Source organism: Streptomyces griseus subsp. griseus (assembly GCF_000720255.1).
GTDB classification, from domain to species: domain Bacteria; phylum Actinomycetota; class Actinomycetes; order Streptomycetales; family Streptomycetaceae; genus Streptomyces; species Streptomyces griseus_I.
This window is the reverse complement of sequence record NZ_JOJE01000012.1, coordinates 61758-83355: the sequence shown is the minus strand read 5'-3', so window position 1 is coordinate 83355 and position 21598 is coordinate 61758. Positions and strand designations below refer to the sequence as shown.

Here is a 21598-nt window from a genome sequence, read left to right as displayed (position 1 = left end):
GTCACACCCCCGACATGTGTTCCGCCGGTGGTGCAGCTCACACCTCGGCGTAGCTGAGCTGCGGCTTCGCCTCCGAAGCGGTGGTCGCGGCGGTGGCCGTACCGGTGGCCTTGCGAAGGTATACGGCCCAAGTCACCGCGAAGCAGACGCCGTAGTAGGCGAGGAAGGCGACGAACGCTCCGGTGCCGGAGCCGTAGGAGAGGAAGGACTGCCGGAAGGCCATGTTGATGCCGACGCCGCCGAGCGCGCCGACCGCGCCGATGAGCCCCATGGAGGCCCCGGACAGCCGTCGGCCGTGGGCGGCCGCCGCCTCGCCCTCGAGCCCCTTGGCCAGGGCCTTCGCCTGGAAGATGCCGGGGATCATCTTGAACGTCGAGCCGTTGCCGAGGCCGCTGAGGACGAACAGCACCACGAAGACGGCCACGAACAGCGGCAGCGACTTCTGCATGCTGGCGTAGATCAGGACGCCGGTGGCGGCGGCCATGCCGACGTAGTTGTAGAGGGTGATGCGGGCGCCGCCGTAGCGGTCGGCGAGCCAGCCGCCGAGGGGGCGGATGAGCGAGCCGAGCAGCGGGCCGACGAAGGTGAGGTACGCCGCCTGCAGCGGGGTGCGGCCGAACTGGTTCGTCAGGACCTGCCCGAAGGCGAAGCTGTAGCCGATGAACGAACCGAACGTGCCGACGTAGAGGAAGGACATGATCCAGGTGTGGGCGTCCTTCGCGGCGTCCTTGGCGGCGCCGGTGTCGTTCTTCACGGACGTGAGGTTGTCCATGTACAGCGCGGCGAGGACGGCGGCGAGCAGGATCAGCGGGATGTAGATGCCGAGCAGCACCCGCGGCCCGCCGCTCGCGCCGATCACCGCGAGCGCGACCAGCTGGATCACCGGCACGCCGATGTTGCCGCCGCCCGCGTTGAGGCCGAGCGCCCAGCCCTTCTTCCGCAGCGGGAAGAAGGCGTTGATGTTCGTCATCGAGGAGGCGAAGTTGCCGCCGCCGATGCCGGCGAGCAGGCCGATGAGGAGGAAGGTGTTGAACGAGGTCCCCGGCTTCATCACGGAGAACGCGGCGACGGTCGGGATGAGCAGGAGGCCGGCCGAGATGATCGTCCAGTTGCGGCCGCCGAAGATGGCGACGGCGAAGGTGTAGGGGACGCGGACGACCGCACCGACCAGCGTGACCACCGAGGTGAGCAGGAACTTGTCCGCCGGGGTCAGCCCGTACTCCGGGCCCATGAAGAGCACCAGCACCGACCACATGGTCCAGATCGAGAAGCCGATGTGCTCGGAGAGGACGGAGAAGAGCAGGTTCCGGCGGGCGATCTTCTCGCCGCCCTGCTGCCAGAAGGTCTCGTTCTCCGGATCCCAGTGCTCGATCCAGCGACCTCCCCTGCTTGAAGCGGGGGCTGTGCTAGGGGCTGTCATGACGCCTCCACGGTGCTTCGGGACTCGGGTGCTCGGGTGGTGAGGGGCATCGAGCGGTGATGAGTACCGAAGGTAGAGGGGACGCGTTTCCTGTCTGTGGCTGTGGGTGACCGGAAAGGAACTTTGCTCTCACCGCCGGGGAGAACGGGATGAGAGGTCCCGGTCACGCAACGTTCGTCACGTGACCGGTGGGTGGTTCAGGCCCGGTGGGTCCCCGCCCGCCCGGACTGCCGCTTCGAGCCGTCCGGCCACAGGCGGGGCCTGCGGCGGGCGGCCAGGTCCTCCGCCCAGCCGAAGCAGACGACGCAGCCGGCGACGAGTATCCAGACGACCACGAGGACCGGCCACGAGCTCTCCAGGAGCCAGGAGAAGTGCGTCTCCAGCACCGGGAAGCCCCAGAGCCGGTCCCACAGCATCGCCGCGACGACGATGCACACGTTGTGCCAGAGGTAGATCGTCACCGCGCGCGAGTTGAGGAGCGTGATCAGGCGGTCCCAACGGCGCAGCCTGCGCGGCCACTCGGTCCAGGTCGGGCTGAGGTGCAGCAGGAGCAGCACCGTCGCGAAGGACCACAGGGCCTGGCCGAAGGGGATGTCATCGAGGTCGTGGCCGGTCCGGAAGCCGTGGTGCAGGGCGTACCAGAGGCCGACGGCGGCGACGGCGGGTGCCACGGACGGGACGACGTAACGCGGCAGACGCTTCAGGACGCCCTCGTGGTGGGCCATCCCGAGCAGCCAGCAGGCGCCGAAGGTGGCGAAGTCCAGGACGGCGGAGTCGATCCGCTCGCTGGGCATGCTGATCCAGCCCCAGCTGAGGGCACCGGTCAGCGCGATCGGCGCGAGGATCGTCGGCCAGGGCAGCGCCCGCAGTGCCTTGCGGAGCAGCGGGGAGAGCAGGACGTACCAGAGGTAGGCGCGGACGTACCAGAGCGGGACGGCGAGCTGGGCCGCCCAGTCCTCGCCGAGGAAGCCGTGGACGCCGGGCATGGTCTCGGGGGCCGACGGTTCGCTCAGCGGCAGGATCCAGAAGGTGAGGTGCAGCCACCACCACCCCGGGTGTCCGTCGGAGCCGGGCCCCCAGCCCTGGAGCAGCATGCCGGTCACGCCGATCGCGCCGAGCAGCCACAGCGGGGGCAGCAGGCGGCGCAGTCGGCCGCGTACGACCTGGAGGGCGGGGCGCTTGAGCGAGCGGGCCATGAGGTTGCCGGCAAGGGCGAACATCACGCCCATCGACGGGAACACCACGGGCAGCCAGGCCCAGCCCATCAGGTGGTAGAAGACGACACGGAAGAGGGCGACGGCCCGCAGCAGGTCGAAGTAGCGGTCGCGGGCCGGTGGTTTGCGCTCCGGTACGGCCGGGGCCGGCTCGTCCTGTGTGTCGGCGGGCAGCGTGGGAGTCGTACTCATCGGGCGGCCCCCTGGTCCACTGCCTGCTTGCCTGCCTGCCGGCTCGCCGGCGTCTCACCGGGCGGCGCGGCCACCTGGCCCTTGCGCCGCAGTTTCTGCCAGCGCAGTCGGCCCCCGGTCAGGGCGGTGATCCAGGACTGGAGCAGGACGACGTACATGAGCTGGCGGTAGAGGAGTTGCTGGAGGGGCAGCGAGATCAGCGGGGTGAGGCGTTCGCGGTCGAGGACGAAGGCGTACGCGGCGCAGGCGGCCTGGATGCCCAGGACGCCGAACCAGGCGGCGATCGTCTTGCCCGTGGGCCCGAAGACCAGGCCGTAGAAGAGGAACACGTCGAACAGCGGCGCGAGGAGCGGTGCGACGATCATGAACAGGGCGACCAGGGGCAGGCCCACGCGGCCGAAGCGTCCCGAAGGCCCGCGTTCGACGAGTGCGCGGCGGTGCTTCCAGATCGCCTGCATGGTGCCGTACGACCAGCGGTAGCGCTGCGACCACAGCTGCTGGACCGACTCCGGGGCCTCCGTCCAGGCGCGGGCCTTCTCCGCGTAGACCACCCGCCAGCCGTCGCGGTGGATGGCCATGGTGATGTCGGTGTCCTCGGCGAGGGTGTCGTCGCTCATGCCGCCGACCCGGTCGAGGGCGCTGCGGCGGAAGGCGCCGACGGCGCCGGGGATGGTGGGCATGCACCGCAGGACGTCGTACAGACGGCGGTCCAGGTTGAAGCCCATCACGTACTCGATGTGCTGCCAGGCGCCGATGAGGGTGTCCTTGTTGCCGACCTTGGCGTTGCCGGCGACCGCGCCGACGCGCGGATCGGCGAAGGGCTGGACGAGTTCGCGGACGGTGGCCGGTTCGAAGACGGTGTCGCCGTCCATCATCACGATCAGGTCGTGGCGGGCGTTGGCGATGCCGCGGTTGAGGGCGGCGGGCTTGCCGGCGTTGAGCTGTCTGACGACGCGTACGTTCGGCAGGTCCAGGTCCTCGACGATGCGGGCCGTTCCGTCGGCGGAGCCGTCGTCGATGACGAGGACCTCGATGGGGTGCTCGCTGCGCATCAGGGAACGCACGGTGTTCTCGATGCACTTGGCCTCGTTGTACGCCGGGACCAGCACCGAGACCGGTTCGGTGACCGGCGCGTCGGGGCCCCAGGTGAAGCCCTTGCGGCGGGTGCGGCGGACGTGGATGCCGGACAGCAGCAGCATCAGGCCGAAGCGGGCGAGGACCAGGAACCCGATCACCGCGAGGCCGACGACCAGGACGTCGGTGATGGTGTCGGAGGCACCGACCAGGAAGACCCAGGCCTTGCCCTTCCACAGGTCGGGGCCGGTGACCTCGGTGTGCGCGGAGGGCGCGTCGAGGGCTTCGGTGAGGTTCTGGAAGCGGTAGCCGCGCTGCTTGAGTTCGGGCAGGAGCCGGTCCAGGGCCTGCACCGTCTGGTGGCGGTCGCCGCCGGAGTCGTGCATCAGGACGATCGCGCCCTTGCCGTTCTTCGGCGTGGAGTTGTGGACGATCTCCTGGACGCCGGGCTTGCGCCAGTCCTCGCTGTCGTCGGTGGTGAGGACGGTGATGTAGCCGCGGCTGCCGACGTACCGGGTGACGGGCCAGGTGTGGTCGTCCAGGGCGGAGGCGGTGGAGGAGTACGGCGGCCGGAACAGCGAGGAGCGGATGCCGACCGCGCCGGCGAGCGCCATCTGGTTCTGGGACAGCTCCCAGTCGATGCGTTTCCTGGTCTGCAGGGAGAGGTCGGGGTGGTTGAAGGTGTGCAGGCCGATCTCGTGGCCCTCGGCCGCCATGCGGCGGACCAGGTCGGGGTGGCGGGAGGCCATGGTGCCGGTGATGAAGAAGACGCCGTGCGCGTGGTGCTTCCTGAGGACGTCGAGGACCTTGGGCGTCCAGGTCGGGTCGGGGCCGTCGTCGAAGGTGAGGACGATGCGGTGGTCCGGCACGTCGAGGGTGGTGGCCTTGGGGCCGCGGGTGTCGATGACCGGGCCGCCCTCGAGGATCTTCTCGGGTACGTGGTCGGCGGTGGTCTCGGGCCGGATGCGGTGGTCGGCGAGGATCTCGCTGTGCACATAGCCGCGCAGCATCAGCATCGCCGCCAGGGCGAGCAGGAGCAGCAGGGGCAGCAGGTGCCGCAGCGGGAGCCGACGGCGTCGAGCGGCCGTCGAACCGCCCGTTCTTCTGGTCTTCCTGGCGGTTCGACGGTTGGTGCGGGATGCCATCAGACGGTGTTCTCCGGGGACGGGGCGGCGGGGCTCGACGGGCCGGGCGCCGAGGGCGACGTCGCCTCGGACGCGGTCGGCACGGGCGAGGGCGTTCCCTCGGCCATGGTGCCGGTGCCGTCCCCGGTCGGGGACGGGGAGGCGACGGGTGAGGGGCTGGCGCTCGTCGGGGACGGCTGCGGAGAGGACGGCGGCGGCAGGACCGGCGCGCTCGTGCCGGGAGCCGGGCCGGGCGTGGAGACGCCCGGGGTCGGCTTGACGGGAGCGCTGGTCATGGGCCCGGGTTTGGCGGACGGGCTCGGTCCTGGCGCGCCGGCGGAGGGGCTGGGCCGCGGAGTGCTCACGGGCGTGCGGGCCACGCCGGGAAGGGAGGGCCTGACGTGCACGCCGGGCAGGAAGGGACCGACCGGGCCGGGCAGGAGGGGGCCGACCGGAGGCAGGACCGGAGCGGCCGTCCTGGTGGGCTGCGGTGGGCTGTCGGCCTCGACCTTGGCCGCGGGTTTGTCGTCGTCCTGGACCGGTACCGGCAGCCAGGGCGCGTCGGAGTTGCCCGACAGCAGGGTGCCGACGATGACGGCGGCGTAGGCGGCGCAGGCGACGCCCACGCAGATGCCGAGGCGGCGGATCCGGATCCGCCGGCGGCCGGTCTCGTCGACGAACACGGGCCCGTCGGAGGCGTCCTGGCCGCCGTCCGCACCGCCTCTGCCCGCCGCCGCGGCGGCGTCACCGAACCGCACGGAGTCGAGCTGGACGGTCACCTCCTGCGGGTCGTTGGCCGCGGAGCCGCTGTCGCCGCTCTCCTCCTGCCAGGGGTCCCGGACCTCGGTGCCGGGGAGCCCGGCGGCCGGGACCGGAGTGGCATCACTCGCTCCGGTTTCCGGAAACTCCTGTGTGTTGACGCTCGTCACCGGTGTGCCTCTGGTCGCGGACGCCGCTGCTGGCCATTCCAGTTGGGCGTCTTCCCGCCATTTCTTCACGTGCGCTGTTCCCCCCACGGGACAAGTTCCGGGTGCGCGAAACGACCCGAGCGCACGCCGAATGAACCCGGCCCCCCGCCGGATCGTGCGCGCCCTCTTGACATATGGCGCTCGGGCGCCCTGAATCTAGCGCAGACGCGACCGGTAAATGCGACAACGCGTCAATTGCCGGTTTTTATCATGTCCACGTCGATGGCCGGAATCCATCCATTTGCGGGCCGAGTCAGCCATCCCTCCTCGGCTGAAATCCGGTCCGCGGCCCGTCGAAGCGCATCGAACCCCGGGTGGACCAGCCCCTTCCGCCACACCAGTGACACCGGGGAGAGCGGGACGGGATCGACGAGCGGCCGCAGCACCGTCGCGGGCATGGCCGGAAAGCCCACCACCGCAAGGATGGGATTGCCCGCCTTCGCCATGATCCGCCGGAACTCCTCGTCCCCTACCGCGAGCGGGACGGGCGGCGCCACCTCGATCCCCCGTCCGTCGAACAACCGGTGGGCGAGATCGGTCCACTCCGGCGTGCGCGGGTTCCCGGCACCCGCGTACACGCACTCCCCCGCCAGCGCGGACAACGGCACCTCCGGCAGCGACGCCAGCCGGTGCGCCTCGGGCAGCACCACCGCCATCGGCTCAAGCCGTACGGCCTGATGGTCGAGCTGCGACCGCATCACCGGGGGCAGGCCCGCGAACCGGCCGAACGACACGTCGAGCCGGCCCGCGATCATCTCCCCCGCGGCTCCCGTCAGCCCGCTCTCGTAGCGGGCCATCAGCTCCTGCTCGGGGGCGAGTTCACGCGCCAGTCGCAGCACCCGGCGCCCGGTTTCCAGCCCCGGCGAGTTCAGGTCCACCAGGAGCGGCCTGGCCTGCCCGAACGCGGCCAGCAGCGCCTCCTGCGCCGCCAGGACGCGCCGCGCGTACGGCACCAGCCGCTCACCCTCGGACGTCAGCGTCACCTGCCGGGTGGTCCGCACGAACAGCTCCGCGCCCAACTCCCGCTCCAGTCGCCGCACATCCCGGCTGAGCGCCTGCTGCGCGACGTAGAGGCGGGTCGCGGCACGCGTGAAGTGCAGTTCATCGGCGACGGCCAGGAAGGCGCGCAGGAGTCGGGGGTCGAGATGCTGAGGCATCCGGCGAACTTACAACGCAGGTGCGTGAATCGGTACGGAGAAGGTGTTGGACCGCTTGATCACCCCCGGGCGACGGTGGACCCATGCCGCAACCGACCCCGCCCGGACCGCCCCTGTACACCGTCACCGGCGACGCCCTGGTCGCCGTCGACTTCCACCCCCGCCGCACGCCCCGCCCACCCGGCCCCTACCGCCGGCTTCTCGCACTCCCCGGCGCCCGCGCCTTCACGGCCGGGAACCTGATAGCCCGGCTGCCCATGGGCATGTTCAGCGTGAGCGCGGTGGTGATGATCGCCGGGTCGCGTGGCTCGTACGCCCTCGCCGGTGCCGTCACCGCGACCGGGCTCGCGACGACCGCGCTGGTCGCCCCCTGGATCGCACGGCTGGTCGACCGGTACGGCCAGGCCCGGATCGCCGTACCGGCCACACTGGTCGCCGCGCTCGGTTCGCTCGCGCTGCTGCTCTGCGTGCGTCTCGGCGCCCCCGACTGGACCCTGTTCGCCGCGTACGCCGCGACCGCGACGACCCCCAACACCGGCGGGATGTCCCGGGCCCGCTGGGCGCACCTGCTCAAGGGCGACGCCCGCGCCCTGCACACCGCGAACTCCTTCGAACAGGCCGCCGACGAGTTGTGCTTCATGCTGGGCCCGGTCCTCGCGGCCCTGCTGTGCGGCACGCTCTTCCCGGAGGCGGGCACCCTGTTCGGCGCAGTGCTGCTGGTCACAGGCGTCCTGCTGTTCACCGCCCAGCGCGGCACCGAGCCGCCCCCGCAGCGCCGCCCTTCCGGCGGCGCCCCCTACCGCGCGCCCGGCATACCCCCGCTGCTCGCCGTCTGCCTGGCCATGGGGGCGGTGTTCGGCGCGATGGAGGTCGTCACCATCGCGTTCGCCGACGCGCAGGGACACCGCACGGCCGCGGGTGCCGTGCTCGCGCTCCAGGCGGCCGGTTCCTGCGCGGCGGGCCTGGTCTACGGCATGGTGAAGCCCACCGGACCGGCCGCAGCTCGCTACCCCTGGTGCGTCGCCGCGATGACGGCCCTGCTGACACTGCCCCTGCTCGCGGCGGCCCTCACCGGCTCACTTCTCGCCCTGTCCGGCGCGCTGCTGGTCGCCGGAATGGCGACGGCCCCCACCATGGTCACCGGCATGACCCTCATCCAGGAACGCACCCCGCCCGCCCGCCTCAACGAGGGCATGTCCCTGGCGGTGACCGCCCTGCTCGGCGGCATAGCCTGCGGCAGCGCGACAGGCGGCTGGCTGGTCGAACACTGCTCCCCTGCCACCGGCTTCACGGTCCCTCTGGCGGCCGCGGCAACGGCCCTGCTGATCACACTCACCCAGCGGCGAGCCCCCGCAGCCGCATGACCGCGGGAGCGGGCCGTGGCGGTGCGTCGCAGCCCGTCGCTCAGCCGGTCCCAACGCCGCTGAACCGTGGCAGCGAACGGAGGGGCGCGACCCGCGACGGGCTCGACGCACCGCCACGGCCCCCACCCACCCACTCACAGCAGGCGCGCGACAGCCCACCGCACCGCACGGCACGGCACGGCAATTCACGTACGCCCCATTGACGCACTCACAGCCGCCACATACCTTCGCCCGTCGAAGCGCTTCGACGTCACGCATCGAATCGATTCGATGAACTCCGCGTGACGCCCTGAGACCCATCCGACTCCCTTGGAGGCACTGGATGTTGACGGCACGAAGGCGTGTGGTGGCGAGCGCGGTGGTCCTGGCGGGATCCCTGCTGATGACCTCCTGCGGCGGATCGGACGGCAGCGGCGGGTCCGACGGCAAGACCCTGCGGCTGTGGCACTACGAGGCACCGAACAGCGCGATGGGCGCCGCCTGGAACGAGGCCATCAAGGAGTTCGAGGCCACCCATCCGGGTGTGAAGGTGAAGTACGAGGAGAAGAGCTTCGAGCAGATCCAGAAGACCGCCCCGATGGTCCTGAACTCCTCCGACGCGCCCGACCTCATGGAGTACAACAAGGGCAACGCGACGGCGGGCCTGCTCTCCAAGCAGGGCCTCCTCACCGACCTGACCGCCGAGGCGACCAAGCGCGGCTGGGACAAGAAGATCAGCGCGGGAGTGCGTACGACCAGCGTGTACGACACCGACGGCGTGATGGGCTCCGGCAAGTGGTACGGCGTGCCCAACTACGCCGAGTACACGATGGTCTTCTACAACAAGGACCTCTTCGCCAAGTACAAGATCGCCGAGCCGAAGACGTTCGACGAGCTGACCGCAGCGATGGACACCTTCGTCAAGAACGGCGTCACCCCGCTCTCCAACGGCGGTGCCGAGTACATCGCCCAGCAGTACCTCTACCAGCTCGCCCTCTCCAAGGCCGACCGCTCGTGGGTCGACGCCTACGAGCTGTACAAGGGAAAGACCGACTTCCACGACCAGGCCTGGACGTACGCCGCCGAGACCTTCGCCGACTGGGTGAAGAAGGGCTACATCGGCAAGAACTCCACCAGCACCAAGGCCGAGGAGGCCGGTGTCTCCTTCATCCAGGGCAAGTCGCCGATCCTGTTCTCCGGCAGCTGGTGGTACGGCCGCTTCCAGGACGAGGCGAAGTTCGACTGGGGCACCTTCCTGTGGCCCGGCTCGAACCTGACGCTCGGCTCCGGCGGCAACCTGTGGGTCGTCCCGAAGAACGCCAAGAACAAGGAACTCGCCCACGACTTCATCGACATCACCCTGTCGAAGAAAATTCAGGACCTCCTCGGCAACAAGGGCGGCGTCCCGGTCGCGGCCGACGCCAACGCGATCACCGACCCCAAGTCCAAGACGCTGATCGCCGACTTCAACACCCTCAGCAAGCGGGACGGCCTGGCCTTCTACCCCGACTGGCCGGTCGCCGGCTTCTACGACGTCCTCGTCTCCGAGACCCAGAAACTGATCACCGGCAGCACAGAACCGAACAACTACCTCGACGCCCTCCAGGAGGCCTACGACAAGGGCGCGCCGAAGCGATGACGGTGACCGTCGAACGGGACGCCCGGGTGGTCGGCAAGGGGCCCGGCCCCCGCCCCCCGCGCCGCCCGAGCTCCTCGTACGCGCTGTTCCTGCTCCCGGGCGCCCTGGCCTTCCTCGCGGTGATCGTCGTCCCGTTCCTGATGAACACGGGCGTGAGCTTCACCGAGTGGCAGGGCGTGGGCAGCCCGGAGTGGTCCGGGCTCGCCAACTACCGCGAGCTGATGGACGACTCGGAGTTCTGGGAGTCCTTCCGGCACAGCCTGTTCATGGTGGTCGCCATGGCGGTGATCCCCACGGCCCTCGGACTGGTCCTGGCCGCCGCCCTGTTCGACTACGTCGGCAAGCACTTCGGCAGCGGACTCGCCGCCGTACTGCGCGCCTGCTTCTACCTCCCCCAGGTCCTGCCGATCGCCGTCGCCGGCATCGTCTGGAGCTGGATCCTGGCCCCCGACAACGGCTCGCTCAACGCGCTCCTCAAGGCGGTCGGCCTGGGCTCCTGGCAGCAGGACTGGCTCGGCGACCCCGACCTCGCGCTGTACAGCGTGATGGGCGTGATGGTGTGGGTGCAGCTCGGCTTCCCGCTGGTCGTCTTCATGGCCGGCCTGCAACGCGTCGACCCGCAGCTGTACGAGGCGGCCGAGCTGGACGGCGCCGGCTGGTGGCGCCGCTTCCGGCACATCACACTGCCGCAGATCCGCCCGGAGACCTATGTCGTCCTCACCTGGTGCTCGATCGCCGCGCTGAAGGTGTTCGGCGCGGTGTACGTCCTGACCAAGGGCGGGCCCGGCGGCGCGACGAACGTCCCGTCCTACTTCTCCTTCACCACGTTCTTCGAGAAGACCCAGGTCGGCTACGGCGCCGCGATCTCCACCGTCCTCACCGTGATCATCCTGGCCCTGTCGCTGGTCGGCCTGAAGCTCCAGACCCGCGCGGAGGACGCCGAGGAAGGGGTACGCCCATGACGAGGGCCCTACGCCGTTACCCGGTCCTGATCGCCCTCTGCATCGCCGCCCTCTTCATGGTCGTCCCGTTCCTGATCGTGGCGGTCAACGCGGTCAAGTCCCCGGCGGAGTACTCCCGGAACGGCCCGCTGAGCCTGCCGGACGGCCTCTACCTGGACGGCCTGAAGGACTTCTGGGAGCGGGTGGACTACAGCCGGAAGCTGGTGAACTCCGTGCTGATCAGCGGCTCGGTGGCGGCCCTGGCGGTGGTGCTGTCCGTCCTCAACGCCTACGCGATCGGCATCGGCCGCATCAAGGGCCGCACCTGGGTCCTCGCCTTCTTCGTCCTGGCGAACATGCTGCCGCAGGAGGCGCTGGTCTACCCGGTGTACTACCTGAGCAAGCAGGCCGGCCTCTACGACACCCGGCTGAGCGTGATCATCGTCTTCACGGTGATCCAGGCGGCCTTCGGCACGTATCTCCTCTCCTCCGTGCTCGGACAGTTCCCCCGGGAGATCATCGAGGCCGCCCACATCGACGGCGCGAACAAGTGGCAGGTCCTGTGGCGGATCGTCGTCCCGGTCAGCCGCCCCACCCTGGGTGTGCTGATGGTCTTCTTCTTCATCTGGACCTGGAACGAGTTCCTGCTCCCCCTGGTCATGCTGATCTCCAACGACAACCAGACCGTGTCGGTGGCCCTCGGTGTCCTCCAGGGCCAGCGCCTGATGGACGCCACGATGACCAACGCGGCGGCCCTGCTCGGCGTACTGCCCGCTCTCGTGTTCTTTCTCGTCTTCCAGCGAACGCTCACCCGCGGCATCGCGGTGGGAGCCGTGAAGTAAGGAACCCCCCATGAAGTTCACCGACGGTTACTGGCTGCTGCGCGAGGGCGTCACCGCCGCCTACCCGGCCGAGGTCCTCGACGTCACCGCGTCTGGGGGAGGCACGCTGGAGATCCACGCGCCGACCCGGCCGATCCGCTCGCGCGGCGACCTGATGACGGGACCGGTCATGACGATCAACGCGCACACCCCGATGCCCGACGTCATCGGCCTCACCCTGACCCACTTCACGGGCGAGGAGCGGCGCGGCCCTGAGTTCCGGCTCACCGAGGCGGAGACCACCCCCCAGGTCTCCTACGACGACGAGCACGCGACCCTGACCTCCGGCGCCCTGTCCGTGAAGCTCGCCCGGGGCGGCCCCTGGCAGGTGGAGTTCCTGGCCCACGGCCGCGTCCTCACCTCCAGCGGCCACAAGAGCATGGGCATCATGCGGGACGCGGACGGCGCCCACTATCTGCGCGAGCAGCTCAACCTGGGGGTCGGGACCAGCGTCTACGGCCTCGGTGAACGCTTCGGGCCGCTGGTGAAGAACGGCCAGGTGGTCGACGTCTGGCAGGCCGACGGGGGCACCTGCAGCGAGCAGGCCTACAAGAACGTCCCGTTCTATCTGACGGACGCGGGCTACGGCGTCTTCGTCGACCACCCCGGCAAGGTGTCCTTCGAGGTCGCCTCGGAGGTGGTGTCCCGGGCCCAGTTCAGCGCGGAGACGCAGGAGCTGACGTACTACGTCATCTACGGGCCGACCCCGAAGGACATCCTGCGCAAGTACACGGCCCTCACCGGCCGTCCGGCCCTGCCGCCCGCCTGGTCGTTCGGGCTGTGGCTGTCGACGTCGTTCACCACGTCCTACGACGAGGAGACCGTCACCTCCTTCATCGAGGGCATGCGGGAGCGTGAACTGCCGCTGTCCGTGTTCCACTTCGACTGCTTCTGGATGCGCGAGTTCCACTGGTGCGACTTCCGGTGGGATCCGCGGGTGTTCCCGGACCCGGAGGGCATGCTGGCCCGGCTGAAGGAGCGCGGGCTGCGGATCAGCGTGTGGATCAACCCGTACATCGCGCAGAGATCGCCGCTGTTCGCGGAGGGCAAGTCACTCGGTCATCTGCTGAAGCGGCCGGACGGCAGTGTCTGGCAGTGGGACATGTGGCAGCCCGGCATGGCGCTGGTCGACTTCACCAGCCCGGCCGCCCGCGACTGGTACGCGTCGAAGCTGGAGGCGCTGCTCGCGCAGGGCGTCGACTGCTTCAAGACCGACTTCGGCGAGCGGGTGCCGCTGGACGTGGCCTGGTCCGACGGCTCCGACCCGGAGCGGATGCACAACTACTACACCTACCTCTACAACCGCACGGTCTTCGACGTGCTGCGCAAGCACCGGGGCGAGGGCGAGGCGGTCCTGTTCGCCCGGTCGGCGACAAGCGGGAGTCAGCAGTTCCCCGTGCACTGGGGCGGCGACTGCGAGGCGACGTACGAGTCGATGGCGGAGTCGCTGCGCGGCGGGCTCTCGCTGGGGCTCTCGGGGTTCGGTTTCTGGAGCCACGACATCGGCGGCTTCGAGGGCACCCCGACCCCCGCCCTCTTCAAACGCTGGCTGGCCTTCGGCCTGCTCTCCTCGCACAGCCGCCTGCACGGCTCCTCCTCCTACCGGGTGCCGTGGCTGTTCGACGAGGAGTCGGTGGATGTCCTTCGGCACTTCACCCGGCTGAAGCTCCGGCTCATGCCCTACCTGTACGAGGCCGCCCGCACCGCCCACACCGAGGGCCTGCCGATGATGCGGGCCATGGTGCTGGAGTTCCCGGACGATCCCGGGTGCGCGCACCTGGAACGGCAGTACATGCTCGGACCGGACCTGCTGGTCGCGCCCGTGTTCTCCGACGAGGGGGACGTCACCTACTACGTCCCCGAGGGCACCTGGACCCACTTCGTGTCCGGCGAGACGGTGACCGGACCGCGCTGGGTGCGCGAGCAGCACGACTTCCTCGGGGTGCCGCTCCTGGTGCGGCCGGGTGCGGTGATCCCGGTGGGCGCGGTGGACGACCGGCCCGACTATCCGCACGCCGACGGGGTCACCCTGCGCACGTACGGGCTGCGGCGGGGCGACCAGGTGACGGTGCCGGTCGGGGACGTGACCTTCACGGTCGTACGGGAGGGGGACACGCTGCGCGCGTCCTCCAGTGATCCCTCGGCGCCCTGGGCGCTGGCGGCCGGGGAGCGGATCGCGCACGCGCAGGCGGGGACCGGTTTCCTCACCCTGGAGCTGGGCTGATGGTCAAGATCACCGATGTGGCGAAGCGCGCCGGGGTCTCCGCCAGCACGGTCTCTTACGCGCTGAGCGGCAAGCGCCCGATCTCCGAGGAGACCCGGCTGCGCGTCGAGGCCGCCATCCGCGAGCTGGGCTATCGGCCGCACGCCGGTGCCCGGGCGCTGGCCAGCAGCAAGTCGAACGTGCTGGCGCTGGTCGTACCGCTGCGGGCCGGGATGCACGTACCGGTCGTCATGCAGTTCGCGGTGTCCGTGGTGACCACCGCCCGCAAGCACGACCATGACGTGCTGCTGCTCACCCAGGAGGAGGGCGATGAGGGGCTGCGGCGGGTCGCGGACACCGCGCTGGTGGACGCGCTGATCGTGATGGACGTCCAGCTCGACGACCCCCGGCTGCCGCTGCTGCGATCGCTGGAGAGACCGTCCGTCATGATCGGCTTCCCTTCCGACGCGGCCGGTCTGACCTGCATCGACCTGGATTTCCGGGCGGCCGGCGAGGTGTGCGTGGACCATCTGGCGCGGCTCGGGCACCGGGTGGTGGCCCTCGTCGGGTCGCCGCCGGAGGTGTATGTGCGTCGGACGGCGTTCGCGCAGCGTGTGGTGCAGGGGTTCACCGCCGCCGCCGACCGCAGCGGGCTGGCCTCCACCGTCCACCCGTGCGAGACCGGGCCGGGCGCCGCCCGCCGGGTCGCCGAGCGGCTGCTGCGCGAGCAGCCGGCGCTGACCGGGGTCGTCGTGCACAACGAGCCGGTGCTGGAACCGCTGATCGACGCCTTCGAGCAGCTCGGGCTGCGGGTGCCCGGCGACCTGTCCGTCACCGCCATCTGCCCGGACGAACTCGCCGAGAGCGTCCGGGTGCCCGTCACCTCGGTCGCCCTGCCGTCCGCCGAGGTGGGTGAGCGGGCGGTGGAGCTGCTGATGCGCAGGCTCGGCGGCGACGACGTACCGGAGGCGACGCTGTTGCCGCCGAGGCTGACGGAACGCGCGAGTACCGCGCCGCGCGACGCGTGATCCCGGCCGGGTCGGCCGGGCGCGGTCACAGGCCCCGGTAGGTGACGGTCCGACCCGGGTGCAGTTCGCGGGCGACGCGATCGGTGAGGAGCCGGCCCTCCTCCCACAGCCGCTCGAGGGCGATGCGCTCCCGGACGCCGTCGCGGTCGTCCAGCCAGCCGCCGATGGCCTCCTTGTGGCCCTGGGACCAGGCATTGAGGTCGGCCACCAGTGCGTGGGAGAGGTCGAGCGCGGCGGCGGGGTCGTCGGGTGGGAAATCCCCGAACCCGTCGGCGCGCAGCGGATACCACCCGTACTCGGCCTCGACGAAGATGTGGACGGGGTGCGGCGGGGTGCCGTGGGCGTCTGGGGTGAGGTTGGCGCGCCCGCATCCCCAGCAGACGTACTTCTCGGTCCGGTGCCGCTCGTCCCAGTAGCGGACGGTCCAGTCCGGGCCGAGGTGTTTCGCCAGCGCACGCGCCACGTCCAGGCCCTCGGCGACGTGCTTGCGCAGCGCCGGGCGGGAGGTGAAGCCACCCTTCGGCCGGGCCAGGGACCAGGAGCCAAGTCGGTCGGCCAGAGTATCGGGGAGGCCCTGGTCCAAAGGCTCGTCGTCGGCGAGCAGGGGCCACGAGTAGGAGTCGTCCTGAGCGCGGACGAGCAGGTGACGGGGTTCGGTCATGTTCCCCTCTTCAAAGCGAAAGCCCCGCTGCTCGCGAGCAGCGGGGCTTTCACCCACATGGGTTGGGTAGGTCCGAGGACCTTCCCGATCGTGGAGATGGCGGGAATCGAACCCGCGTCCAACGGTGCAGAATCAGGGCTTCTCCGTGTGCAGTTCGCTGTGATTTTCTCGGCCCCGGCGATCACGCGAACAAGTCGCCGACGGGCCCAGTCACTGTTTGGTTTCCCATCGAGCCCCGTGACCGGGCTCGATGGTTTAGTTCCCTAGATTATGCCAGGATCCGGGCCGGGAACGCTCCCGGGCTGACACCCATTTAGGGTCCCTCACTCACTGCTTATCAGGCAGCGAGGGCGAAGGACTGGGAATCGCGCTTTGTAGTGGCGATTATTTTTTGCGACATATGGTTTACGAGATCATTGCCGCTTCCTCGACACGCTTCCCCTGCTTCGACATCCGCTGTCGAAACCGATCATCCCCATGTTGTTTTGACAATCCCTCCGGAGAGGGGCGCGCACCCGCTGTGGGGTGCAGTCACCATCGTACGTGACCAACGCAGGTGGGTGCCAGCGTATTCCTACGCGCCCCGCTGCTTGCGCTTCGCCGCCGCGATCGCGCGGTCGGTCTCCCGGCGGTCCTGCTTCTCACGCAGGGTCTGCCGCTTGTCGTACTCCTTCTTGCCGCGCGCCAGCGCGATCTCCGCCTTGGCACGGCCGTCCCTGAAGTACAGGGCGAGGGGCACGATGGTGTGACCCGTCTCCTCCGACTTCGCCTCCAGCTTGTCGATCTCCTCGCGGTGCAGCAGGAGCTTGCGCTTGCGGCGCGCGGAGTGGTTGGTCCAGCTGCCCTGGCTGTACTCGGGGATGTGGGCGTTGTGCAGCCACGCCTCGCCCCCGTCGATCTGGACGAAGCCGTCGGCCAGCGAGGTCCGCCCCTGACGCAGCGACTTCACCTCGGTGCCGGTGAGCACGATCCCGGCCTCGTAGGTGTCGATGATCGCGTAGTCGTGGCGTGCCTTCTTGTTCTGCGCGACGATCTTGCGCTTGCCGCCCCTCTCGCCGTCACGCAACTTGGCGGCCGTCCCCTGCTTCGGCTGGGACTCCTTGGGTACGTACATTCCCTTGCTCATAGTGCGGCCATTTTCGCACTCCAAGGGGGCCGGAGGGAAAGCCGATTAGCGGGGCGGTGCCGGCTACCGTGCGTCGCCGAGCCCGCTCAGCACGGTCTGCGCCCGCTGGAGGGCACCCTCGTGGGCCTCCAGGTCCGGCGTGATGCCGGTGCCGTCGACACCACGGCCGGAGGGGGTGCGGTAGTGGCCGACGGTGAGCTCGGCGACGGAGCCGTCGGGCAGCCGGCTCGGCATCTGCACGGAACCCTTGCCGAAGGTGCGCGAGCCGACGACGACCGCGCGGCCGCGGTCCTTGAGGGCGCCGGTGAGCAGCTCCGCCGCGCTCATCGTGCCGCCATCGACCAGGGCGACCAGGGGCCGGGTGGTGTCGCCGCCGGCGTCGGCGTGCAGGGCCTGCTGCTCGCCGTCCACGTCGTACGTGGCGACCAGACCGCCGTCGAGGAAGGCGGAGGCGGCGGTGACGGCCTCGGTGACCAGGCCGCCGGGGTTGCCGCGCAGGTCGAGGACGATCCCGGCGTCGGCCGGGGCCTGCCGTACGGCGGTGCGGACGGTGTCGCCGACGCCCTTGGTGAAGGAGGCGATCCGGATGACGGTCACGCCGCCGGAGAGGCGCCGGACGGTGACCGGGTCCGTGGACAGGCGCGCCCGGCGCAGAGTCTCGGTCCACGCGCGCGTGCCGCGCTGAAGACCGACGCGGACGGTGGTGCCGGCGGGCGCGTCGGTGGCGTCGCCGCGCAGCAGGGAGACGACCTCGGTGACCGGGCGCCCGTCGACGCTCTTGCCGTCGACGCGGCGCAGCAGGTCGCCCGTGCGGATCCCGGCGGCCGCCGCGGGCGAGTCGGAGGCCACCTTCGTGACCTCGATACGGCCGTCGCGCTCCTGCCGCGCCCACAGGCCGACGCCGGTGTACTCGCCGTCGAGGGACTCCTCGAACTCCTCGTACTCACCCTCGGAGTAGACGGCGGCCCAGCGGTCGCCACTGCGGCTGACGGCTCGTTCGGCGGCCTCCACGGGGGACTTGCCGTCGGCCATCGCCTCGGCGGCGGCCCGGGCGACCTCCTCGTGGCGGCCGACCGGGGCGGCCTGGCGGATCTCGTCGGGCACCGCCTTGCGCTCGCCCACGGGGAGGGACCCCGTCGCGGCACCGGCGACGAGCACGCTCGCGAACACCAATGTCAGGGCGGCCCCGCGGCCGAAACGGCGGGGCTGACAGAACAGGTCACGACCTGACATGGCGGTGAGTCTAGGACAAGCGGAAGGGCCGTACGGACGGTTGTCCGTACGGCCCTCCTTGGCATGCGTCACACCTTCAGGTACTTGCGCAACGCGAAGAACGCCGCCAGCGCCGGCATCAGCAGGCTGGTCGCGAGGATGAGCGGGAGCTTCGTCAGGACGGCGTCCCAGCCGATGAAGTTGATCAGGTTCAGCTTCTCCGACAGGGCGAGTCCGTGGTCGATGATGAAGTACCGCGCGACGACCAGGAATCCGCAGGCGACGGTGCCGCCGATGAGTCCGGCGACCGCGGCCTCGGCGATGAACGGCGCCTGGATGTAGAAGCCGGAGGCGCCCACCAGCCGCATGATGCCGGTCTCGCGCCGACGGCTGAACGCCGAGACGCGCACGGTGTTGACGATGAGCATCAGCGCGACGACGAGCATCAGCGCCATCACCGCGCGGGCGGCCCAGTTCATGCCGTTGAGCAACCCGAAGAGGTTGTCCAGGATGCCCTTCTGGTCCTGCACCGACTGCACCCCGTCACGCCCGTCGAAGGCGGTCGCGATGACCTGGTACTTCTCCGGGTCCTTCAGCTTGATGCGGTACGACTCCTGCATCTGGTCCGGTGTGAGGGAACTGGCCAGCGGGGAGTCGCCGAACTGCTCCTTGTAGTGCTTGTAGGCGTCGTCCTGCGACTCGTACGTCACCTTCTGGACCACCGACATCTTGTCCAGGTCGGCGACGATCGCCTTCTTCTGGTCGTCGGTGACGGCGCCCTTGGCGCAGTTGGGGTCGGACTCGGCGTCGCTCTTGTTGCAGAGGAAGATCGAGACGTTGACCTTGTCGTACCAGTAGCCCTTCATGGTGGTCACCTGGTCGCTCATCAGCAGCGAACCGCCGAACAGGGCCAGGGACAGGGCGACGGAGACGATGACCGCGAAGGTCATCGTCAGGTTGCGACGGAGACCCACACCGATCTCCGACAGAACGAACTGGGCGCGCATGGCGTGTGGTCAAGCCTTTCCGTGGACGGTCAGACGGTCAGCGGACGGCGGTCAGTGCTGGTAGCCGTAGACGCCGCGTGCCTGGTCGCGGACGAGGCGGCCGCCCTCCAGTTCGATGACGCGCTTGCGCATCTGGTCCACGATGTTCTGGTCGTGCGTCGCCATCACCACGGTGGTGCCCGTCCGGTTGATGCGGTCGAGCAGTTTCATGATGCCGACGGAGGTCTGCGGGTCGAGGTTGCCGGTGGGCTCGTCGGCGATGAGGAGCTTGGGGCGGTTGACGAAGGCGCGCGCGATGGCGACGCGCTGCTGCTCACCACCGGACAACTCACCGGGCATCCGGTCCTCCTTGCCGCCGAGCCCGACGAGGTCGAGCACCTGCGGCACGGACTTGCGGATCTCGCCGCGCGACTTGCCGATGACCTCCTGCGCGAAGGCCACGTTCTCGGCGACCGTCTTGTTGGGCAGCAGGCGGAAGTCCTGGAACACGGTCCCCAGCTGGCGCCGCATCTGCGGCACCTTCCAGTTGGAGAGGCGCGCGAGATCCTTGCCCAGAACGTGCACCTGGCCCTGACTGCACCGCTCCTCGCGGAGGATCAGCCGCAGGAAGGTGGACTTTCCGGAGCCGGAGGACCCCACGAGGAACACGAACTCGCCCTTCTCGACCTCGAGGGAAACATCCCTGAGGGCGGGGCGGCTCTGCTTGGGGTAGACCTTGGAGACGTTGTCGAATCGGATCACGGATGCACCACGGGTCGCCGGGGGTAGATGGCGTGACCATACGCGAAGCGGGTACACGAGCGCAGGCGCCGGACACGGTTGCGCATCTTTTGTTCCGACTTGTACCGAGTAACGCTCGGCTCTTCCGCCGTTTCCTGGGGCCAGGGCTTCTACCAGGGGTTCGTCAAGAGGGCCGCGCTGAATTTGCCGGAACCTGGCACAGTGGACAGGGGAACGTTCTCGTTTCCCGGAGCGTTGTGTACGTGGAACCGGTGCAAGGAGGGCGAGCGCATGACGTACGACCGGCTGGTGTGCGCTAACTGCGCGGCGCCCGTGAGCGAGGGCCGGTGCCCGGTGTGCCGCGCCAACCGCGAGCGGCTGCAGCAGGAGAACTTCTTCGCGGGGATCAACCCGATGGCGCTCGTCGTGCTGCTGGCGGTGCTGATCGCCGCGGTGGCACTGCTGGCGCACCAGACCACGTAGCCCGCCCAGGACGCGGGAGGGGCCCGGAGCGGTGCGCTCCGGGCCCCTCGCTGTACTCGCGTCCGTACGGTCCGTACGTCGACGACTACCGTCAGGCAGCAGCGCCGCCGCGGCCGCTCACCAGCCGGGGCAGGATACGGAAGCCGATACCGCCGGCGATCATCGTCGCGGCGCCGATCACCAGGAAACCGGTCTGCGCGGCACCGGTCTCGGCGAGCTCCTGACCGTTGCCCTGGGCGTGCGCGGCGGAACCTGAGCCGGAGCCCGAGCCCGAGCCTGTGGCGGCACCGGAGCCGGTGTCGTCGGAGCCGGTGTCGGTCAGGGAGGAGGAGCCGGCCTCCTGGGCGGAGTCCCCGGACTCGCCGGAGCCGCCGTCGGGGGCGGTGCCGTCGCCCTTGTCACCGGCACCGCCGTTGTCACCCGCGCCGCCGTTGTCACCGGCACCGCCGTTGTCACCCGCGCCACCGTTATTGCCGGCACCACCGTTGTCACCCGCGCCACCGTTATTGCCGGCACCACCGTTGTCACCCGCGCCACCGTTGTCACCGGCACCGCCGTTGTCACCCGCGCCACCGTTATTGCCGGCACCACCGTTGTCACCGGCACCACCGTTGTCACCGGCACCGCCATTGTCGCCCGCGCCACCGTTGTCACCCGCGCCACCGTTGTCACCGGACGTGTCGCAGTCGGGGTCGAGGACAGGCAGGTCGCACGTGCCATTGCCGTCGCCGCCGTCCGACCCCGTCCCGCCGTTGGTGTCGACGTCCACGCCGACATCCGCGCCCTTCTCGTCGACGCTCACGCCGACGCCGATGTCGAGCGCCGAAGCGGCACCCGCGGCGGTCAGCGAGGCGCCCGCCGCGATCACGGCTCCGGCGGCGATCCGCGCGACACGTATCCGCGTCTTCTTCGTCATGTGGTTGCTACCCCCAGTAGCTCATCGTCTATGAGGCGGCGTCGGGGCCGTGATCAACGGAGAAGGCTGCTGCGAGGCGAAGTCCCCCGGTTCACATGCGCCCCAGGAATACGCATGCCGCGCTTCACCTTTCCCATTTTTCAAAGCAACGTCAAGGTCGTTGCGGGCGCAATGTCCAGGTCCGCCGTCTTTACTGGGGATTGGAAGCTGTGAGTGTGATGTAAAACCCGGACAAACGACAACTGCCGCCCTCAAGGCGGCAGTTGTGACCGGTGTTCAAGTCGATGAA

The 21598-nt window shown here is 69.8% G+C and carries 18 protein-coding genes and 1 other RNA gene; 7 read left to right on the top strand and 12 right to left on the bottom strand.

From position 1 onward, the window contains the following. Positions 1–37: 37 nt before the first annotated feature. The 5 genes from IG99_RS18355 to IG99_RS18335 form a co-directional block, all read right to left on the bottom strand. Positions 38–1420: a nitrate/nitrite transporter gene (locus IG99_RS18355; protein ID WP_037675333.1), complete on the bottom strand. Its 1383-nt coding sequence runs from the start codon at positions 1418–1420 to the stop codon at positions 38–40. 197 nt (positions 1421–1617) lie between these two features. Beyond that, complete coding sequence (locus tag IG99_RS18350) at positions 1618–2826, bottom strand: acyltransferase family protein (RefSeq protein WP_037675332.1); 1209 nt, start codon at positions 2824–2826, stop codon at positions 1618–1620. After that, complete coding sequence (locus IG99_RS18345; protein ID WP_037675331.1) at positions 2823–5045, bottom strand: bifunctional polysaccharide deacetylase/glycosyltransferase family 2 protein; 2223 nt, start codon at positions 5043–5045, stop codon at positions 2823–2825. The genes IG99_RS18350 and IG99_RS18345 overlap by 4 nt, the downstream gene beginning before the upstream one ends. Next, complete coding sequence (locus IG99_RS18340) at positions 5045–5953, bottom strand: hypothetical protein (protein WP_051865526.1); 909 nt, start codon at positions 5951–5953, stop codon at positions 5045–5047. The genes IG99_RS18345 and IG99_RS18340 overlap by 1 nt, the downstream gene beginning before the upstream one ends. 230 nt (positions 5954–6183) lie before the next feature. Continuing rightward, positions 6184–7149, bottom strand: coding sequence for a LysR family transcriptional regulator (locus IG99_RS18335; protein ID WP_037675330.1), 966 nt, complete (start codon positions 7147–7149; stop codon positions 6184–6186). Positions 7150–7232: 83 nt separating this feature from the next. Here IG99_RS18335 and IG99_RS18330 point away from each other — a divergent pair, with 83 nt between their 5' ends. From IG99_RS18330 to IG99_RS18305, 6 genes are all read left to right on the top strand, one after another. Further along, entirely contained in the window at positions 7233–8513 is a 1281-nt protein-coding gene (locus IG99_RS18330) for an MFS transporter (RefSeq protein ID WP_037675329.1), read from the top strand. Positions 8514–8835: 322 nt separating this feature from the next. Beyond that, a complete protein-coding gene (locus tag IG99_RS18325) occupies positions 8836–10131 on the top strand; it encodes an ABC transporter substrate-binding protein (protein ID WP_199815550.1) in 1296 nt (431 codons plus the stop codon). Further along, positions 10128–11093 carry a carbohydrate ABC transporter permease gene (locus IG99_RS18320; RefSeq protein ID WP_037675327.1) on the top strand — a complete coding sequence of 322 codons (966 nt, stop codon included), beginning with the start codon at positions 10128–10130 and terminating at the stop codon, positions 11091–11093. Before IG99_RS18325 ends, IG99_RS18320 begins: the two co-directional genes overlap by 4 nt. Then, on the top strand, positions 11090–11914 hold the full coding sequence (locus IG99_RS18315) for a carbohydrate ABC transporter permease (protein ID WP_037675326.1): 825 nt from the start codon (positions 11090–11092) through the stop codon (positions 11912–11914). The genes IG99_RS18320 and IG99_RS18315 overlap by 4 nt, the downstream gene beginning before the upstream one ends. Before the next feature lie 10 nt (positions 11915–11924). After that, positions 11925–14177, top strand: coding sequence for an alpha-xylosidase (gene yicI / locus IG99_RS18310; protein WP_037675325.1), 2253 nt, complete (start codon positions 11925–11927; stop codon positions 14175–14177). Then, positions 14177–15184 (top strand): LacI family DNA-binding transcriptional regulator, encoded by a 1008-nt coding sequence (locus tag IG99_RS18305; protein ID WP_037675322.1) that lies wholly within the window; start codon positions 14177–14179, stop codon positions 15182–15184. The genes yicI and IG99_RS18305 overlap by 1 nt, the downstream gene beginning before the upstream one ends. A gap of 25 nt (positions 15185–15209) precedes the next feature. On the opposite strand, the gene IG99_RS18300 is transcribed toward IG99_RS18305, so the two are convergent. From IG99_RS18300 to ftsE, 6 genes are all read right to left on the bottom strand, one after another. Continuing rightward, positions 15210–15845 carry a hypothetical protein gene (locus IG99_RS18300; protein ID WP_037675457.1) on the bottom strand — a complete coding sequence of 212 codons (636 nt, stop codon included), beginning with the start codon at positions 15843–15845 and terminating at the stop codon, positions 15210–15212. An 88-nt stretch (positions 15846–15933) separates the two neighbouring features. Beyond that, positions 15934–16322, bottom strand: a transfer-messenger RNA (tmRNA) gene (ssrA, locus tag IG99_RS44810). A 97-nt stretch (positions 16323–16419) separates the two neighbouring features. Further along, entirely contained in the window at positions 16420–16959 is a 540-nt protein-coding gene (gene smpB / locus IG99_RS18295) for an SsrA-binding protein SmpB (RefSeq protein ID WP_037675320.1), read from the bottom strand. 75 nt (positions 16960–17034) lie between these two features. Continuing rightward, positions 17035–18204, bottom strand: coding sequence for a S41 family peptidase (locus IG99_RS18290; RefSeq protein ID WP_199815549.1), 1170 nt, complete (start codon positions 18202–18204; stop codon positions 17035–17037). Positions 18205–18272: 68 nt separating this feature from the next. Next, complete coding sequence (gene ftsX, locus IG99_RS18285; RefSeq protein WP_037675315.1) at positions 18273–19190, bottom strand: permease-like cell division protein FtsX; 918 nt, start codon at positions 19188–19190, stop codon at positions 18273–18275. Positions 19191–19241: 51 nt separating this feature from the next. Then, entirely contained in the window at positions 19242–19931 is a 690-nt protein-coding gene (ftsE, locus tag IG99_RS18280) for a cell division ATP-binding protein FtsE (RefSeq protein WP_037675313.1), read from the bottom strand. 270 nt (positions 19932–20201) lie between these two features. On the opposite strand from ftsE, the gene IG99_RS18275 reads away from it, so the two are divergent. Continuing rightward, the gene (locus IG99_RS18275; protein ID WP_037675312.1) at positions 20202–20393 is read left to right on the top strand and encodes a hypothetical protein; all 192 of its coding nucleotides are present in this window, start codon (positions 20202–20204) and stop codon (positions 20391–20393) included. A gap of 91 nt (positions 20394–20484) precedes the next feature. Here the strand turns inward: IG99_RS18275 and IG99_RS18270 are convergent, their stop codons facing one another. Further along, positions 20485–21309 carry a hypothetical protein gene (locus IG99_RS18270; RefSeq protein ID WP_037675310.1) on the bottom strand — a complete coding sequence of 275 codons (825 nt, stop codon included), beginning with the start codon at positions 21307–21309 and terminating at the stop codon, positions 20485–20487. Positions 21310–21598 lie beyond the last annotated feature (289 nt).

Bases quoted from the DNA above. Each gene is read 5' to 3' on its own strand.
- IG99_RS18275 (WP_037675312.1), top strand. From the start codon at position 20,202: ATGACGTACGACCGGCTGGTGTGCGCTAACTGCGCGGCGCCCGTGAGC.
- IG99_RS18350 (WP_037675332.1), bottom strand. From the start codon at position 2,826: ATGAGTACGACTCCCACGCTGCCCGCCGACACACAGGACGAGCCGGCC.
- IG99_RS18315 (WP_037675326.1), top strand. From the start codon at position 11,090: ATGACGAGGGCCCTACGCCGTTACCCGGTCCTGATCGCCCTCTGCATC.
- IG99_RS18270 (WP_037675310.1), bottom strand. From the start codon at position 21,309: ATGACGAAGAAGACGCGGATACGTGTCGCGCGGATCGCCGCCGGAGCC.
- IG99_RS18320 (WP_037675327.1), top strand. From the start codon at position 10,128: ATGACGGTGACCGTCGAACGGGACGCCCGGGTGGTCGGCAAGGGGCCC.
- IG99_RS18290 (WP_199815549.1), bottom strand. From the start codon at position 18,204: ATGTCAGGTCGTGACCTGTTCTGTCAGCCCCGCCGTTTCGGCCGCGGG.
- IG99_RS18330 (WP_037675329.1), top strand. From the start codon at position 7,233: ATGCCGCAACCGACCCCGCCCGGACCGCCCCTGTACACCGTCACCGGC.
- yicI (WP_037675325.1), top strand. From the start codon at position 11,925: ATGAAGTTCACCGACGGTTACTGGCTGCTGCGCGAGGGCGTCACCGCC.
- IG99_RS18345 (WP_037675331.1), bottom strand. From the start codon at position 5,045: ATGGCATCCCGCACCAACCGTCGAACCGCCAGGAAGACCAGAAGAACG.
- IG99_RS18300 (WP_037675457.1), bottom strand. From the start codon at position 15,845: ATGACCGAACCCCGTCACCTGCTCGTCCGCGCTCAGGACGACTCCTAC.
- IG99_RS18355 (WP_037675333.1), bottom strand. From the start codon at position 1,420: ATGACAGCCCCTAGCACAGCCCCCGCTTCAAGCAGGGGAGGTCGCTGG.
- smpB (WP_037675320.1), bottom strand. From the start codon at position 16,959: ATGTACGTACCCAAGGAGTCCCAGCCGAAGCAGGGGACGGCCGCCAAG.
- IG99_RS18335 (WP_037675330.1), bottom strand. From the start codon at position 7,149: ATGCCTCAGCATCTCGACCCCCGACTCCTGCGCGCCTTCCTGGCCGTC.
- IG99_RS18325 (WP_199815550.1), top strand. From the start codon at position 8,836: ATGTTGACGGCACGAAGGCGTGTGGTGGCGAGCGCGGTGGTCCTGGCG.
- ftsX (WP_037675315.1), bottom strand. From the start codon at position 19,190: ATGCGCGCCCAGTTCGTTCTGTCGGAGATCGGTGTGGGTCTCCGTCGC.
- IG99_RS18305 (WP_037675322.1), top strand. From the start codon at position 14,177: ATGGTCAAGATCACCGATGTGGCGAAGCGCGCCGGGGTCTCCGCCAGC.